Source organism: Rhodococcus sp. MH15, from assembly GCF_019266045.1.
In the GTDB taxonomy this organism is placed as follows: Bacteria; Actinomycetota; Actinomycetes; order Mycobacteriales; family Mycobacteriaceae; genus Rhodococcus_F; species Rhodococcus_F qingshengii.
This window is the reverse complement of the sequence record NZ_LPNP01000079.1, coordinates 1-15,924: the sequence shown is the minus strand read 5'-3', so window position 1 is coordinate 15,924 and position 15,924 is coordinate 1. Positions and strand designations below refer to the sequence as shown.

The window sequence follows — 15,924 nt, the reverse complement described above, 5'->3', positions numbered from 1 at the left end:
CTTGATTCGGACATTTCAGAACATACGTCATGTCCAACCGTGGCGGGAGAGCTATCGGCGAAAATCTCTGAATCCCAAAGATTTAGGACTAAAGTCGGATGCTCCGGTGCCTGGAGAACGCGATGGCTGCCGTATCCGGGCGTAGCTCTTCACGTTTCGCGGCGATGGGCGATCGTGCCATCAAAATGGCTGCGGCACAGGCCCATACCAGGGTGATCAGAATGCCAGCTATCACTCCGAAAAGGCCGCTCAGCTCGGCGGCGAGCGCGCTGGCACCGATCGCAGCAACTCCGACGAATCCGAGCCCGGCGACCACCGGACGCCACTGCGGGGCGGAGATCAAGATCGCCGAGCAGTACAGCGCGGTCGCCGCTGCGACGTGACCGCTGGGCAATAGGTCCTGGGGCACATCGGGGAGCCAGGAACCGAATGCCGCGTTGGTGAGATTGGCGCCCATTCCGAGGAGCAGGATCGCGCCGATGCCGTATGGCAGTCCGCGGACCATCGAGACGACGGCCAGAGCGGTAGTGGCTGCGAGTACAGCGGTGACGTCGAATCGGCCTACCGTCCACTCGGCAAGTGCGCGCACCTGTTCCGGGACGCTCAAACCGGGCGAGGTGGGTCGCACGAAATACAAGACGCCCAGCGCTACGACGGCGATCGCGGCAAGGACGAGGAAGCGAGTGGTTGTGGAGGGAGCGGGGTGCTGGGTGGAGGTCGAGACGGTCACGAGTACCAGCATCCCTGTTGAGTCTGTGCCGATCGTGAGGATCGGCTGTGAGGTCTGTAGGCGGTCGGAGAATCGCGCCGAACGACACCCGCACAACCCGCTGCGACCAGGACGCATGCAAACGGGATCAACATTGCTGTGGTGAGAGGCACAAGCTTGGTGACCCAGCCGATGGTTGCCGGACCGGCGAGGAATCCGATGTATCCCATGCCGACGACGCGAGACATGTTGGTGCCGGCCGAACCTGAGCCCAGATTTCCGGCCGTGGTGAAGATCTGCGGAATGCATCCCGACAGGCCGGCGCCGAACAGGGCCCAACCGAGCAACGTCAGTGGTAGCCAGCCGGATACCACGACGGTCAGCATTCCGATGGACGACAGCAACGCACCGTAGCGAACCACTGCCACCGGGCCTACCGCCGCGCTGATCCGATCCGCGGTGAACCGGCCGACGGTCATCATGGCGGAGAATGCGCCGAACGACAGTGCGGCAACGGCATTCGAAACACCGAGATCTTCCTTGACCTGCAGCGCGCTCCAGTCGTTTGCCACTCCCTCGGCCAGCATCAGAACAAAGGCGAGGGTTCCGAGGGCAAGTACGCGAGCCGAGAATCTGCCGTGTGTCTTTCCGGTAGTCGACGCGGTTTCGGCATGCACGTCGACGTGAGGGAGAAGGGGTCGCGAGCACAACCAGACTGCCAGCAAGCCGATTGCCGACGCGATGCTGAGCGTGACATACGGCGGAAGATCCAGTGCGAGAGTGCCGAATCCGATGACAGAGCCCAATACGCCACCGACCGAGAACATGCCGTGAAAGGCCGCCATGATCGGGCGCCGGTACAACTGTTCGGCCTCGACGGCCTGCGAGTTCATCGACACGTCCAACGCGCCGTTCGCAAAGCCGAACACGACAAGTGCAGCGCCCAGTTGCCAGGTGTTCGTGGCAAACCCCGGGCCGAGAGTGGCGAATGCCAGCCCGCTACCCGCCAGGACGACCATGCGTCTGCTGCCGTATCGATCTGCGAGCGGGCCGCTCAACTGCATGCCGGCAATGGCTCCGACTGCAAGAAGGAGAAGAAGTGAGCCGAGCGTCGAGTGACTGATCCCCACTCGGTGTTCGATGGACGGGATGTGGACGACCCACATCGCGAGGAGAAATCCGTTGATGCCGAAAATGCCGAAGATGCCGGCGCGGGCGCGCACCAGGGCGGAGGTGGGGACTGCGCGGTCGGTGGGGTTGACGCTCACTCGTTCCTTTCTACAGGTGAGTCAGCAACAGGTCCGGGTTCGCGAGCATCTCTGCGACAAATGAGAGGAATCTCGCGGCCTGCTCACCGGTCAGCACGCGGTGGTCGAACGTCAACGTCAGTGTCACGACGCTCCGCACTTCGATCTTGCGCTCGATCACCCACGGACGCTCGCTCACCGAGCCCAGGCAGAGGATGACGGCTTCTCCTGGATTGAGAAGCGGAATGCCGCCGTCGACGCCGAAGACTCCGACATTGGTGATCGTGACGGTGCCACCCGTCAGGTGACGGACGTCCGTCTTTCCCTCACGGGCAGCAACGGTCAGTTCGGTCACCGCGCGTGCGAGTTGGACCAGGCTCAGTGTCTCGGCGCTTTTGATGTTGGGCACGGACAGTCCACGTTCGGAGGCGACGGCGATGCCGAGATTCACGTCATCGTCGACGGCGGCGTCGCCGCGGGCCTCGTCCCAATGCGCGTTCACCATCGGGTGCGAGGCGATGGCGGCCACCATTGCCTTGGCAGCGAGTGTCAGCGGAGTGAGAGACAGTCCGGTGAACGCCTCCGAGGAACGGAGCCTGCCGAGCAGTTCCATCGAAGGCGTGACATCGGCGGTGAGGAAGACGCTGGCCTGCGGAGCACGGGTGCTGGCAACCATCGCCGACGCCATCTGTTTTCGTATGCCGGACGAGGCCAGGCGTGTCGCGTTATCCGAAGGCGCCTGCACGGTAAGCGCGTCTGCGACGTCAGCCGCGGTGACGGCACCGTCGAATCCGCTGCCGGTGATTTCGCTCAGATCGATGCCGGCTTCGCGGGCCGCGCGCCGCGCCGCGGGGGTTGCGGGCCGACGCTCGGTACTCGCCGCGGATTGCGAGTACGGCGTGATCTTGCTCCGTCGGCGGCTCGGTCTCTCGGTCGCGGGTCCGTATCCGACCAGCACGCTCGGAGACTGAGAATTACTTGGAGACGGTGAATTTGAAGACTCCTCGATACGGATGATCGGAGTACCCACCGGAACGGTAGTGCCAGGTTCGACGAGGAGTTCTCTGACAACACCGACGTAGGGCGACGGCAGTTCGACAAGAGCTTTGGCTGTCTCTACCTGGGCGAGAACTTGATTGAGTGCCACAGTGTCGCCGACGCCGACCGCCCACTCGACCAGATCGGCGGAAGTCAGGCCCTCGCCGAGATCCGGTAACCGGAATTCGTGCGCCGTGCTCATGCTGCCAGCGTTCGGTCGAGCGCCGCGAGGATCCGGTCGGCGTCCGGAAGGTGAAAACGCTCGAGCTTGGCGGGCGGGTAGGGGATGTCGAATCCGGTGACCCGCAGGATCGGTGACTCCAACTGATAGAAGCAGTGTTCCGCGACGTGTGCTGCGATTTCGGCGCCGACGCCGAGAAACTTCTGCGCCTCATGGACGACGACAAGCCGGCCTGTCTTGTTCACCGACGCCTCGATCGTGTCGAAGTCGACGGGGGAGAGTGAACGCAGATCCACCACTTCCAGATCATGGCCCTCTTCTTCGGCGATCCGCGCGGCGTCGAGTGCGGTGGCGACCATGGATCCGTACGCAACCACTGTCGCGTCGTTCCCCGAGCGGGCGACGCGAGCACGGTGGAGCGGAAGCTCGGGCGCAGCATCGGTATTCACGTCGGCGGTATCCCAGTAGCGCCGTTTGGGTTCGAGGAATATCACCGGGTCGTCGGCCGCAATGGATTGGCGGATCATGTGAAAACCGTCGATCGGATTGCTCGGGTACACCACCCGCAGTCCCGCGGTGTGAGCGAAGTACGCTTCCGGCGACTCCGAATGATGTTCCACCGCACCGATTCCGCCGCCACTGGGAATCCGAATCGTCAGTGGCGCAGAGGCAGCGCCTCGGGTGCGGTACTGGATCTTGGCCACCTGCGAGACGATCTGATCGAAAGCCGGGTAGACAAACCCGTCGAATTGAATTTCGCAGACAGGCCGATATCCGCGCAAGGCAAGACCGAAAGCTGTTCCCACGATCCCTGATTCGGCGAGGGGCATGTCGATCACCCGGGTGTCGCCGAAGTCCTTCTGCAGGGCGTCGGTAACCCGGAATACGCCGCCGAGACGGCCGACGTCCTCGCCCATGATGACAACGCGACGATCGTCTTCGAGTGCGCGTCGAAGGCCGGTGTTGAGCGCGGTCACCAGATTCATGACGGTCATGACGAAGCCCCTTCCAGGCTACGGAGATACGCGCGATGCTCTTCGCGTTCAGCGTCGATCAGTGGGTGTGCCTCGGCGTAGACGTGATCGAAGAGCGCTGACGGGGGCGGATCGGCGAGCGCGATGGTTGCGCGTCGCAGTCCAGCGGCGACGTCGTCGGCGGCTGCCGCGATGGTGCTGAGTTCGTTTTCTCCGAGAAGATCGCGACGGCCGAGGAGCAGACGCATTCGCTCGAGCGGATCGCGGCTTTTCCACTCCGACATATCCGTATCGGTGCGGTACCTGCTCGGATCGTCGGAGGTCGTGTGCGGGCCCATCCGGCAGGTGATCGCCTCGATGAACGTCGGGCCGCTGCCTTCGCGTGCGCGATAGAGCGCCGAGCGCGTCACGGCGAGCACGGCAAGGACGTCGTTACCGTCGACGCGGATCGCCGGAATACCGTAACCGATCGCCCGATGCGAGATGGGTGTACGGGACTGCAGGGATACCGGTTCACTGATTGCCCACTGGTTGTTCTGGCAGAAGAAGACAACGCCGACACGGAAACTGGCGGCAAATCCCATCGCCTCGGCGATGTCACCCTGACTTGTGGCGCCGTCGCCGAAGTACGCGATCGTTGCGATCTCGGCGCCGTCCAGGTGTGCGCCGAGTGCGTATCCGGTGGCGTGCAGCCCTTGGGAGCCGACGACGATCGCCGGATTGGTGACGTTGAATTGTTCTGGATCCCAACCGGAATGGGAGATTCCTCGCCACATGGTGGTCAGCAATTCGGGGGGAACACCCCGGCAGTACGCGACGGCATGTTCGCGGTAGCTGGTGAACGCGAAGTCGTCTGGGGCGAGCGCTCTCGCGGAACCGACCTGGGCGGCTTCTTGGCCTAGCATCGGAGCCCACAAACCGATTTCGCCTTGACGCTGCAGGGCAACAGCTTCGGTGTCGATGCGGCGACTCACGACGAGATCGCGATACAACGACAGCAGTTCGTCAGGCCCGATGTCCGTTATCAGGCGGTCGAATTCGGGACGGCACACCCGTGCGCCGTTCGGTTGGATGAGTTGGATGAGTTGGACCGGATAATCGAGGTTGTCGACCATCTTCGCTCACCTCGGTTTCTGCTCATGCCCGGCGCGCCTCGTGAGTACGCCGCACAATCCCGATGTGTTGTATGCAGTTGTCGCTCTACCATCAGGATCCCCCTGATTGGGAAATCCGCAAGTATTTTCAATGCTGTATCAAGACCTGAGCTGCGAACTGACGAGTAACAAACGTGTCGGTACGGCCAACCGATCGGACTTCAACCGCTAGCATCGGTGCGGTGACTGCAGTCGGTTTGAACGAAGAAGCTGTTTCCGCGTGGATCGCCGAACTGGGGGTCGGCGCCACGACGCCACTGACTTTCGAGAGGATCGGTAACGGGCAATCGAACCTGACCTACTCCGTGACGGATGCGGGCGGAGGACGGTGGGTACTGCGCAGACCTCCACTGGGAACATTGTTGGCTTCCGCGCACGACGTCGTTCGCGAGCACCGCATCCTGTCCTCGCTCCAGGGAACCAAAGTGCCGGTTCCGAAGATCCTCGGCATCACGGAAGATCCGGAGATCACGGACGCTCCGCTGGTCCTCATGAGCTACATCGACGGCGTTGTGATCGACGGCGTTCCGGTGGCTCAGAAGTTGACCGAGGACGAGCGTCGCGCGGTCGGCTTGGCGATGCCCAAAACCCTCGCCAGCATCCACGGAGTTGACCTGGAAGAGACCGGGCTGGACGACCTGGCCAGCCGCAAGCCCTTTGCCGAGCGTCAGCTCAAGCGGTGGTCGGCGCAGTGGGAGAAGTCGAAGACCCGCGATGTTCCGGATGTCGACCGATTGGCCGAGATTCTGCACCGAAACATTCCGGAACAGAACGAAGTGACGTTGGTTCACGGCGACTTCCACCTCAACAACGTCATCACCGATCCGGCCGAGGGGCGCATCGTTGCCGTCGTCGACTGGGAGCTGTGCACGTTGGGGGAGCCGCTCGCGGATCTCGGTGCGCTACTCGCGTACTGGCCGGAAGCCGGTGACAAGGTTGCCGGTCCGTTCATGGCGTCCACGCTGGAAGGCTTCCCGAACCGTGACGAGCTGGTCGCTGCCTACGTCGAGGCGACTGGCCGCGACGTGTCAGCGGTCGGATACTGGCACGTACTCGCTCTGTGGAAGCTCTCGATCATCGCAGAGGGCGTGCTGCGACGCATTCTCGACGATCCGCGCAACAAGGCCGAGCACGGCGGCCCGACGGTCGCGCTGATCGACGGAATCGTTGCACGCGCCGTCTTGACGGCAGATCAGCTCGGCCTGAGCTAGTTTTCGGTCAAGATCCCGGCTGCCGATCTGATGGCCGCCGGGATCTCCACCGGCTTACGGGTGTCGGCGTCGACGTAGACGTGGACAAAGCGGCCGGTGGCAGCGGGTTCCCAATTGCCACCGTCGACCTCGTGGAATATCGCCAGGGCGTAGACGATGCTCTTGGTGCCCAGCTTCTCGACGGAGATACCCACCTGCAACTGCTCGGGGAACGACAGCTCGCTCAGGTACCGGCACGACGTCTCGGCGACGACGCCGATGGCAGGCAGGGTGCGGATGTCGGTTCCAGTGGAAGACATCAGCCAGGCGTTGACCGCGGTGTCGAAGTACGAGTAGTAGGTCACGTTGTTGACGTGGCCGTAGTGATCGTTGTCGTCCCACCGCGTCGGGACGGGCCAGAGAACGGGAAACTCGCTGATCGACGGGGGCGTCTGCGCTGTGCTCACGGCTTCGACTGTAGTGAGGACTGTCGCGCGAGTGAGGGCAGGGTGGTGCCCTGTAGGACTGCACGCACGATCAGCCCCACCAACAGTGCCCAGAATGCCGAACCGATTCCCAGGATACTGACCCCGGATGCGGCGATCAGAAACGTGACCACGGCGCCTTCACGTTCACTCGCCTCGCTCAGCGCCGACGTGAGGGCGCCGGCAAGCGTTGCCAGGAGCGCCAGTCCGGCAACAGTTTCCACGACTCCGGCCGGTGCGGCGGCTACCAGAGCGGCCACCGCGGCCGCGCCGGCAGCGAGAACGAGATACGCCCAGCCTGCGGTGAAGGCAGCGATCCATCGACGTTTGGGATCCGGATGTGCGGTGGGGGCGGCGGCCAGGGCTGCGCTGATCGCCGCGAGGTTGATCGCATGGCCACCGGCCGGTGCGCCGACGATGGTGCCGATACCCGTCACGATCATCGACGGTCGCCAGGGAACGGTGTATCCGAACGAATTCATCACGGCCACACCGGGAATGTTCTGCGAAGCCATCGTGACGATGTAGAGGGGAATCGCAATGCCGATCATTGCCTGCCAGGTCCACGACGGCGCGGTGAGATCGATGCGGGGAATCATGGCGCCGGCGTCGAGCACTCGATCCGACGTGACGAGGCTGATCCCGATCACGACCGCTGCGGTGAGGAACGCGAGCGGAACCGCCCATCGCTTGGAGAAGCGCTGCGCGGCAAGCCAAACCAGGATGACGGGCGCGACCGCTGCCGGTGCGTCCCGGACGGCGATGATCGGCGCCAGGCACAACGGCATCAGAACCCCGGCGAGCATCGCCTGCGCGAGGGGCGTCGGGATTGCCGAGATGATCCTTCCGAGCGTCGGCCACAGTCCGGTCAGCACGATCGCGATTCCGACGACGATGAATGCTCCGACCGCCGCCGGCCACCCACCCTCGACCGCTCCGGCGCCGGCGAGCAGAGCGGCACCGGGCGTCGACCAGGCCAGGGTGATCGGCATCCGATACCGGCGTGAGAGCCAGAGCATTCCCAACGCTTGGGTCACACACAGAACCAGCAGTCCGGACGCCGCCTCGGTTGCGTCCGCACCGACAGCCGCGAGGCCGGTGAGCACCACCGCGAACGAACTGGTGAAGCCGACGAGGGCCGTGACGATGCCTGCGCTCATCGGTTGCGAGTTGCTGCGAACGGCTTCCGGTTCGGTGGTATCTGTGGAGTCCGACATGGTCAGTGATTCTGCCCGACCCGCCCCAGACCCGATTTACCTGTCCGGTCGGATGGGTGAGGTGACCGCTTTGCCGTAGATGAGGTGCGTTTGGGCGTGCCAGACCTCGGGATGTGCGGCGAGGTGGTCGATCAATACTCGCTGTAGATGAGCACTGTCACGGACCGCGACGTGGAGGAAGAAGTCCTCGGGCCCCGAGACGTTGAAGAGCGCAAGCGTTTCCGGCAGTGCTAGGGCGTCGGCGGTGAACCGGTCGACGAGGTCGCGGCGGTGTGGTCGCAGTTGAACGGCGATGATCGCCTGCATCGACCGGCCAACGGCTGCCGGATCGACAACCGCGTGGATACCGCTGATCGTTCCGTTGGCACGTAGGCGTCGTACGCGCTCGTGGCACGAGGACGTCGCCAAGCCGACTCGATCGGCCAACACCTTGTTGGTGATCGACGCGTCGTTCTGCAATTCGGCCAAAATCTTCCAGTCCACCGGATCCAGAGGCTCATTCTTCGTCATCTGCCGAACTATATCCGGAGTCGTTTTGAACTTCCCGGATCCAGTTGCACACTCCTGGCATGAACATGTGTCTCGAATCAGCTCGGGTGTGAGGTATTTCGGATGAGTGTCGGTCAATGGCTCGCTTTCGGCTCCCTGCTATCCATCGTCCTGTTCACGCCGGGACCGGATTTTGTCCTGATCCTGCGTCATTCTCTAGCAGATCGTCGGACCGGCGCGGTGGTGGCCGCCGGTGTGATTTCCGGGCTCTTCGTTCACACCGCTGCCGCGTCACTGGGTCTCTCCGCACTTGTGGCGACACGGCCACAGTTGCTCTCCGCGCTCACCTACGCCGGGGCGGCATATCTGACCTGGCTCGGCATCTCCGCGATTCGAAGTGCTTTCAAAGCCCGCGCCTCGGACGAGGGAATTCCGGCAGCGAAAGAACCGATCGCGGTCACCACGGCATTTCGCTACGGCTTCCTCTCGAACCTGCTGAACCCGAAGGCGTTGTTGTTCTTTCTCGGGCTACTCCCGCAATTCATCGAGCCGGGTGAAGGCGCAGGGCTGCGGACGTTGATGTTGGCGGGCGCGACGGTGGTCGCCGCGGCACTGTGGTGGGCGATCGTGGTGGTGTTGGCGGCCGGAGCCGGCAAGAAGCTGCGTCGCCCTGGCGTCGGGAAGCGAATCGACGTGGTGACGGGAGTGTTGTTGGTGGGCCTCGGTGCCTTCTTCGGGGTTGCATGAGTGGTCGTGTCAGGATGGGCTCATGACACTTCCCGTGCTGATCGACGTCGAAGAACTGTCCGCTCTCATCGAGGCCGGCGCTGCGCCGCGATTGCTCGATGTCCGATGGGCGCTGGGTGATTCGAACGGCGAGCAGCATTTTCGCGACGGCCATATTCCCGGTGCGGTATTCGTGAACCTCGACGAGGAACTTGCCTCGCCGCCGTCGCCGGACGAGGGGAGGCATCCGCTGCCGAGTCTCGAAGACCTGCAGGCCGCTGCGCGTCGTTGGGGAATCGACGACGGTGATTCGGTGGTGCTCTACGACGCCACCGGCAACACGGCCGCGGCCCGTGGTTGGTGGCTGCTGCGGTGGGCCGGGCTCTCGGACGTCCGACTGCTCGACGGCGGGCTGCAGGCCTGGGAGTCCGCAGGACTGCCGTTGGCGGCCGGTATCGGCGAGTCCGTCAGCCCGGGCAACGTGACTTTCACCGGCGGCAACATGCCGACTGTCGACATCGACGGTGTCGGCAACTGGACGAGCGAGGGCGGTGTCCTTCTCGACGCCCGAGCCGGGGAGCGGTACCGCGGCGAGGTCGAGCCGATGGATCCCGTCGCAGGGCACATCCCCGGTGCGGTGAACGCGCCGACCGCCGAGAACATCACCGGCGACGGGCGATTCCTGGATACGACCCACCTGCGTGAGCGATTCGCCGGACTGGGCGTCGGAGACAAGGTGGCGGTGTACTGCGGATCCGGAGTGACTGCAGCGCACGAGATCGCGGCGCTCGCGATCGCCGGTTACGACGCGACGCTGTTCCCGGGCTCGTGGTCACAGTGGTCCAACGACAGCACTCGCGCCGTCGACACCGGAGCCTGAGTCAGCTCTTGGTGCGATCGATGAATGACGGCACGAGAAACCACAGCGCCGTGAACATGATCGCGGCGCACGCTGCCAAAACCTTTGCGGCAACTCCGCCGACGGCGACCTCGGCGATCAACAGGACCGTGCCGGTCATGGAGGCGGCCAGAAAGGCTATGCCGCACAGGGCGAATCGGTTGGCCACGGGCAATATGTTCTCGCGGTGCCCACGGCGGAAAAGCATGCGATGCCAGACCGCGGGTGCCATCAGGAACCCGAACGAGATGGCAACAAGGATCACCGTCACCAAGTGGATGCCGCGGATATACGCCGACGCTTCCTCGTAGCGTTCGGTGAATGCCACGGCCAGCAAGAAGGCAAACAGGATCTGAACACCAGAGAGCGCGACGCGCAGTTCTTGCAACAACTCGTTGAAGTTCCGCGCGAGTTGTTGAGGTGGAGTCTCCCCGGTCTCGTTCACGGCGACGTGGTTCCTACGCCCGTGAGTATTCCGACGCTCGCTGGATCTGCTCCGCGCTCGGACGCACGCCGGTGTAGAGCACGAACTGCTCGGCGGCCTGAAGGGCAATGACCGACGCTCCTGTGATCGCCGTTTTGCCGAGTTCGGTCGCCAACGCGATCAGTGGCGTCTTCGAAGGCATCGCGACGACGTCGAAGACGACATCGGCTGCGCGCACTGCGTGCTCGGGGAACGACAGTGCATCTGCTTCTGCGCCGCCGGACATACCGATCGGGGTGGCGTTGATCAGCACACCTGGACGAAGCTCACCGAGTTCGGCCTGCCAGTCGAAGCCGTACTGCTTCGCAAGCGATGACCCCACTTGCTGGTTGCGGGCGATCACGGTGACGTCGGTGAATCCGGTGTCGCGCACCGCGGCGACGACTGCTTTTGCCATGCCACCGCTGCCGGCGACAGCGACGGACAGGCTCGTGTCGACGTTGTTGTCACGCAGTAGATCGGCCACCGCCTGATAGTCGGTGTTGTAGGCGTGCAGCACTCCGGACTCGTTGACGATCGTGTTGACGGAGTCGATGGCGCTGGCCGAATCATGCATGACGTCGATGTGCTCGATGACCTGTTCCTTGAACGGCATCGACACCCCGCAGCCTCGAATCCCGAGTGCTCGGATGCCGCCGATCGCGGCTGGCACGTCTTCGGTGGTGAAGGCTTTGTAGACGAAGTTCAAGCCCAATTCCTCGTAGAGGTAATTGTGAAATCTGGTGCCGATGTTGCTCGGTCGCCCGGAGAGCGACATGCACAGGAGCGTGTCCTTGTTGAGGTCGACGGTCATCGTTCCCACTCTAATCGCGAGTTCGGAGTAGTTCTTGATGGAGGAGTGCACCCATCCGGATGGCCCGCAGCGCCGAATGTCGGGTATCCGATCGAAGCACCACTCGCACCGACAGAGCCGAGACGACATGGTCACACAGAACATCGACGAGCACCCGAGCACCGAATCTCGTCCACCGCGTCGTAGATGGGCTGCTCACGCGATCTCCGGGGTCTTGGCCGCGGCTGTCGTCCTGGGCGTCGGTGAACTGGTTGCGTTGCCGATCAACCCGGACGCGTCGCCCTTTTACGCGGTAGGTGCGACTACCGTCGACCGAACGCCGGCGTGGGCTCGCGAGTTCGCGATCGACACTTTCGGTACCAATGACAAGCCGGCGCTGTTCATCGGAATGTCGATCTTGATCGTTCTGCTCGGTGCGGTGGCCGGGCTCCTGGAACGGCGACGCCGCCCGATCGGCAGCGTCATTCTCGTTCTTCTGGGCGCGGTTGGTGTGTATGCGGCGATGCAGCGGCCGACTGCCGATGCGATGTACGTGTTCCCGACGCTGGTCGGTGTGGTGGCGGGCGTCGCCACCTTGCGGTTGCTGATCACACAACTCGAAGTGCCGCTCTCGCCGGGCGTCGCCGACTCGTGGTTGCCTCGTCGTCAGTTCCTCCTGCTGGCAGGTGCGGCGTTGGCAGTGGCTGCGGCAGCGGGTGCGGCCGGGAAGTTCGTGGGGCAGAGAATCGCCGGAGCAGTAGCGAATCGTGAAGATTTTGTCGTGCCCACCGCCGCTGACCCGGCGCCGCCGATTCCGGCGGGTGCGGACATCGCGATTGCGGGTGCGTCGACATACATCACGCCCAACGACGACTTCTACCGAATCGACACGGCACTCCTCGTTCCGCAATTGACGACGGATTCGTGGGAACTGCGGATTCACGGAATGGTGGACCGCGAGATGACGTTGTCGTTCGACGATCTGGTGGCGCGAACGCCCATCGAGCGAGTCATCACGCTGACGTGTGTCTCGAACGAGGTGGGCGGCGTTCTGGCCGGGAACGCGAAGTGGATCGGTTATCCCATGAAGGACCTGCTCGACGAAGTCGGTGTCCATCCCGACGCCGACATGCTCCTCTCGACCAGCGTCGACGGCTTCACAGTCGGCACCCCGGTCGAGATAGTCACCGACGGCCGTGACGCGATTCTCGCCGTGGCGATGAACGGTGAGCCGTTGCCGTTCGAGCACGGCTATCCCGTTCGGCAGGTCGTTCCCGGTCTGTACGGTTTCGTCTCCGCCACCAAGTGGGTGACGGAGTGGGAACTCACGCGTTTCGACAAGGTCGAGGCCTATTGGACCCAGCGCGGTTGGGGTGCGCAGGCACCGATCAAGACGTCCTCGCGTATCGAGGTGCCGGCAGCTCTGGCTCCCATCGAGCCGGGCCAGGTGCTGGTGGCGGGAACGGCCTGGGCGCAGCATCGCGGGATCGAGAAGGTCGAGGTTCGCGTCGACAACGGTGAATGGCAACCGGCGACACTGGCGCAGGAGTACTCGATCGACACCTGGCGTCAATGGTCGTGGATGTGGGATGCAGGCTCGGGTTTGCACACGGTGCAGGTCAGAGCGACGGATTTGGACGGGAACGTTCAGGTGGAAGAGCGCACTCCGCCGATTCCCGGTGGCGCCACGGGATGGCACACCAGGTCGTTCACCGTGAAGTGACGTCGGAATCCGAATGAGGTTCGGTATACAGACGAACAACGCGCTGAGCCATCCATCCGGCGATCAGGGTTCGCAGGCCGAAGTCGAACGTGTCGTCGGTTCGCAGCGGGGTCGTAGCCTCGCGCGTGACCTCGCTCGGGTTGGAGGATTGAGTCCACGCGACATCCGGCGTCGAGAGTTTCACGACGGATCCGAGAACCAAACTGTCCAGCGTGGAGATTGCGTGACGAGTGTCGGTCGAATCGAAACCCCCGTCCGAAAATGCCTGAACCAGTGCAGTATCGATAGCAAAAGTTACCTCGGTGCGGACGCTGCGTGTCATGAGCAGCGGGATGAGGCGCCAGTGCTCGACCGCAGCTCGGCGATAGGCCCACCCCCACGCGCTGATCCGTTCGCTCCATCCTGGGGGTGGGTGGGGGACAGAGATCGACGACATCACGCGGATGCGCATGAGTTCGACGATCTCGGATCGACCCGAAATATGTGTGTAGAGCGAAGACGGAGTCACGTTCAATTGCTTGGCGATCCCGGGCATGGTGAAGTCGCCGGTCGCGTCGACAGCATCCAGAGCCGCGTCGGTGATGTTTCGCGTGGACAGTATCGGCTGGGTGGGACGCGGCATCGATTCTCCTGGTGAGGGATTCGTCAGCAATCTCGGACTTCATCGAGTGATGACAACTCCTTGATTTCGGGAGCCGATATGCATCATACTAACCGAACCCTATTCGGTATGTCGGCGGAATCTTCCGGCGATCGGTACACGTCGGAGGAACATTCAATATGTCTGTCGTATGGCTGACCGGTGCAACGATCATCGACGGGACGGGCGCCGACCCGATCGAGAACTGCGCTGTTGCTGTGGAAAACGGGCGCATCAGTGCACTCGGTGGCACGCCACCCACGGGGGCGGAGGTGCTGGACTGCACCGGGCTGACAATCACGCCCGGCCTCATCGACGCACACGTTCATCTCGGTGGATCGAGCGATCTCGCACCGAGCCTGCGGCGTCAGATCTCGGTAGCCGAGCTCGCTGCAGACATGTTCGCGACCTGCGCATCGACCCTCGACGGGGGATTCACCACTGTTCGTGACTGCGGCGGAATCGACGGTGGACTCGCCGGAGTTGTCGCCTCGGGCAAGATTCCGGGTCCGCGGATCATTCAGTGCGGCCCGATCCAGTGCCAGACCGGTGGACACGGGCACCTGGCGGCCGAATGGGAGCCGACTTCGGACTGGTCCGATCATGACATCCCCGGATTACGTTGTATGTCTCTGCTTTCCGACGGTCCGCACGAAATGCGAAAGAACGTTCGCGAGACGTTCCGCAGGGGTGCGGACTTCCTCAAACTGTGTGTTACCGGGGGAGTGGTATCGACTCATGACAAGCTCACCGATACCCAGTTCACGGTCGACGAGATCGAAGTTGCCGTCGAGGAAGCCAATGCGCGCGGTACCTATGTCACGGTGCATGCTCACAACAACGAGGGAATCCGTAACGCTGTCACTGCCGGGGCAAAATGCGTCGAGCACGGCTCCGATATCGACGACGAGACCGCCAAGTTGATGGCCGAGCACGACGTCGCGTTGGTGCCGACGTTGGCTGTGGTGCAGGCGCTCTCGGACAGCGCGGCGTCAGCAGGTCTACCCGAATCGATTTCGGCTCGGATCGGCCAGATGATGCAGGGTCAGATCGACGGGCTTCTTGCTGCTCGAAATGCCGGCGTCAGAGTGGGATTGGGATCGGACCTCATCGGTACCGATCAAACGGGCCGGGGAATGGAGCTGGTCCTGCGCGCCAAGGTCGAAACCCCGATGGACGCATTGGTTTCCGCTACCCGGATCAACGCCGACATTCTCGGTATCGCCGACGAGGTCGGCACCATCGAAGTCGGCAAGTTCGCCGACCTCGTTGCATTCCGCGGCAATCCGTTGACGGATCCGTCCATCTTCGCCGATCGTGAGCGCATCGCACTCGTCATTCAGAGCGGTCGAGTGGTGAAGGACGGCCGGTAGCTCAACAGCGAGTGGCGAGTTCTGTCAACGCCGAGTGATCCGCCCGGCTGACCGGTAAGCCGTAGGAAATCGCGACGGTCAAGTACTTGCCGGCGTAAAAGCATCGGTACGCAGGATCGGGCGGCAACCACTCACTGGGCGTGCTGTCGCCTTTCGATTGGTTGTCGGGGCCGTTGACGGCCAACAGGTTCAGAGACATGTCGTTCGCGAACCTCATCCGCAACGCAGGAGTCCAGGAGTTCGCGCCGAAGTCCCAGGCCGCGGCGAGCGGGAAGACGTGGTCGATCTGGACGGACTTGGCCTGGCTGCGTTCGAATTCGATGCGATCTCCGGAGTACGGGTCGGTCATCGCGCCGGACAGTACGACGCAGTCACGTGTTCCCGGTTTGAACACCACGTCCGAGAGATCTTGGGCCAGAACGTTGTTGCGGGTATCGCACCCGTCGCGGCCACCAGGTGCGTCCTGGTCGTCGGACCACGCGGGGCCGAAGACGCAGGCTTCTCTGAACAAGAATTCAAGCTTGGTAATCATGTGGAAGTCCTTCCCGAGATCGATCCGAATCCAGGCATTCCGAGGTCAGTTGTTGCCGATCCTCGTTTCATCGTGGCATCGACCTGTGCGAT

Annotated in this window: 16 protein-coding genes and 1 pseudogene; 5 read left to right on the top strand and 12 right to left on the bottom strand. The window is 63.2% G+C overall.

Annotated features, from left to right (window positions below; all coding sequences use genetic code 11):
- Window positions 1-88: 88 nt before the first annotated feature.
- The 5 genes from ATN37_RS22455 to pdhA are packed head-to-tail and all read right to left on the bottom strand — an operon-like array spanning window position 89 to window position 5,264.
- Window positions 89-742 (bottom strand): hypothetical protein, encoded by a 654-nt coding sequence (locus ATN37_RS22455; protein ID WP_007726101.1) that lies wholly within the window; start codon window positions 740-742, stop codon window positions 89-91.
- Window positions 727-1,977, bottom strand: a complete 1,251-nt coding sequence (locus ATN37_RS22450; protein WP_218695620.1) for an MFS transporter — start codon at window positions 1,975-1,977, stop codon at window positions 727-729. The genes ATN37_RS22455 and ATN37_RS22450 overlap by 16 nt, the downstream gene beginning before the upstream one ends.
- A gap of 10 nt (window positions 1,978-1,987) precedes the next feature.
- Window positions 1,988-3,196 carry a dihydrolipoamide acetyltransferase family protein gene (locus tag ATN37_RS22445; RefSeq protein WP_058227697.1) on the bottom strand — a complete coding sequence of 403 codons (1,209 nt, stop codon included), beginning with the start codon at window positions 3,194-3,196 and terminating at the stop codon, window positions 1,988-1,990.
- Entirely contained in the window at window positions 3,193-4,170 is a 978-nt protein-coding gene (locus ATN37_RS22440) for an alpha-ketoacid dehydrogenase subunit beta (protein ID WP_042447895.1), read from the bottom strand. Before ATN37_RS22440 ends, ATN37_RS22445 begins: the two co-directional genes overlap by 4 nt.
- Window positions 4,167-5,264 carry a pyruvate dehydrogenase (acetyl-transferring) E1 component subunit alpha gene (gene pdhA, locus ATN37_RS22435; protein WP_218695619.1) on the bottom strand — a complete coding sequence of 366 codons (1,098 nt, stop codon included), beginning with the start codon at window positions 5,262-5,264 and terminating at the stop codon, window positions 4,167-4,169. The genes ATN37_RS22440 and pdhA overlap by 4 nt, the downstream gene beginning before the upstream one ends.
- Window positions 5,265-5,485: 221 nt before the next feature.
- Between pdhA and ATN37_RS22430 the strand changes: the two genes are divergently transcribed.
- Window positions 5,486-6,514 (top strand): phosphotransferase family protein, encoded by a 1,029-nt coding sequence (locus tag ATN37_RS22430; protein ID WP_003941376.1) that lies wholly within the window; start codon window positions 5,486-5,488, stop codon window positions 6,512-6,514.
- Here ATN37_RS22430 and ATN37_RS22425 read toward each other — a convergent pair.
- The 3 genes from ATN37_RS22425 to ATN37_RS22415 are packed head-to-tail and all read right to left on the bottom strand — an operon-like array spanning window position 6,511 to window position 8,705.
- Window positions 6,511-6,960, bottom strand: a complete 450-nt coding sequence (locus ATN37_RS22425) for a thioesterase family protein (protein ID WP_054826357.1) — start codon at window positions 6,958-6,960, stop codon at window positions 6,511-6,513. The genes ATN37_RS22430 and ATN37_RS22425 overlap by 4 nt on opposite strands.
- The gene (locus tag ATN37_RS22420; RefSeq protein WP_116056446.1) at window positions 6,957-8,195 is read right to left on the bottom strand and encodes a benzoate/H(+) symporter BenE family transporter; all 1,239 of its coding nucleotides are present in this window, start codon (window positions 8,193-8,195) and stop codon (window positions 6,957-6,959) included. Before ATN37_RS22420 ends, ATN37_RS22425 begins: the two co-directional genes overlap by 4 nt.
- Window positions 8,196-8,231: 36 nt before the next feature.
- The gene (locus ATN37_RS22415) at window positions 8,232-8,705 is read right to left on the bottom strand and encodes an Lrp/AsnC family transcriptional regulator (protein ID WP_003941284.1); all 474 of its coding nucleotides are present in this window, start codon (window positions 8,703-8,705) and stop codon (window positions 8,232-8,234) included.
- Between the two features lie 102 nt (window positions 8,706-8,807).
- On the opposite strand from ATN37_RS22415, the gene ATN37_RS22410 reads away from it, so the two are divergent.
- Together ATN37_RS22410 and ATN37_RS22405 are read left to right on the top strand one after the other, a co-directional pair.
- Window positions 8,808-9,431 carry a LysE family translocator gene (locus tag ATN37_RS22410; protein WP_003941342.1) on the top strand — a complete coding sequence of 208 codons (624 nt, stop codon included), beginning with the start codon at window positions 8,808-8,810 and terminating at the stop codon, window positions 9,429-9,431.
- A gap of 22 nt (window positions 9,432-9,453) precedes the next feature.
- Window positions 9,454-10,290: a sulfurtransferase gene (locus ATN37_RS22405; RefSeq protein ID WP_050655239.1), complete on the top strand. Its 837-nt coding sequence runs from the start codon at window positions 9,454-9,456 to the stop codon at window positions 10,288-10,290.
- A gap of 1 nt (window position 10,291) precedes the next feature.
- On the opposite strand, the gene ATN37_RS22400 is transcribed toward ATN37_RS22405, so the two are convergent.
- Window positions 10,292-10,753, bottom strand: coding sequence for a DUF6328 family protein (locus tag ATN37_RS22400; RefSeq protein WP_003941357.1), 462 nt, complete (start codon window positions 10,751-10,753; stop codon window positions 10,292-10,294).
- Between the two features lie 13 nt (window positions 10,754-10,766).
- Window positions 10,767-11,585 carry a shikimate 5-dehydrogenase gene (locus ATN37_RS22395; RefSeq protein ID WP_007726117.1) on the bottom strand — a complete coding sequence of 273 codons (819 nt, stop codon included), beginning with the start codon at window positions 11,583-11,585 and terminating at the stop codon, window positions 10,767-10,769.
- Window positions 11,586-11,712: 127 nt separating this feature from the next.
- Between ATN37_RS22395 and ATN37_RS22390 the strand changes: the two genes are divergently transcribed.
- Window positions 11,713-13,287: a molybdopterin-dependent oxidoreductase gene (locus ATN37_RS22390; RefSeq protein ID WP_020908339.1), complete on the top strand. Its 1,575-nt coding sequence runs from the start codon at window positions 11,713-11,715 to the stop codon at window positions 13,285-13,287.
- Here the strand turns inward: ATN37_RS22390 and ATN37_RS22385 are convergent.
- Window positions 13,274-13,909, bottom strand: coding sequence for a TetR/AcrR family transcriptional regulator C-terminal domain-containing protein (locus tag ATN37_RS22385; RefSeq protein ID WP_218695618.1), 636 nt, complete (start codon window positions 13,907-13,909; stop codon window positions 13,274-13,276). The two genes, ATN37_RS22390 and ATN37_RS22385, sit on opposite strands and share 14 nt — an antisense overlap.
- 158 nt (window positions 13,910-14,067) lie before the next feature.
- On the opposite strand from ATN37_RS22385, the gene ATN37_RS22380 reads away from it, so the two are divergent.
- Window positions 14,068-15,300, top strand: coding sequence for an amidohydrolase family protein (locus ATN37_RS22380; protein WP_058227692.1), 1,233 nt, complete (start codon window positions 14,068-14,070; stop codon window positions 15,298-15,300).
- Between the two features lies 1 nt (window position 15,301).
- On the opposite strand, the pseudogene ATN37_RS22375 reads toward ATN37_RS22380, so the two are convergent.
- Window positions 15,302-15,802: pseudogene (locus ATN37_RS22375) on the bottom strand (HNH endonuclease family protein); the annotation flags it as partial.
- Window positions 15,803-15,924 lie beyond the last annotated feature (122 nt).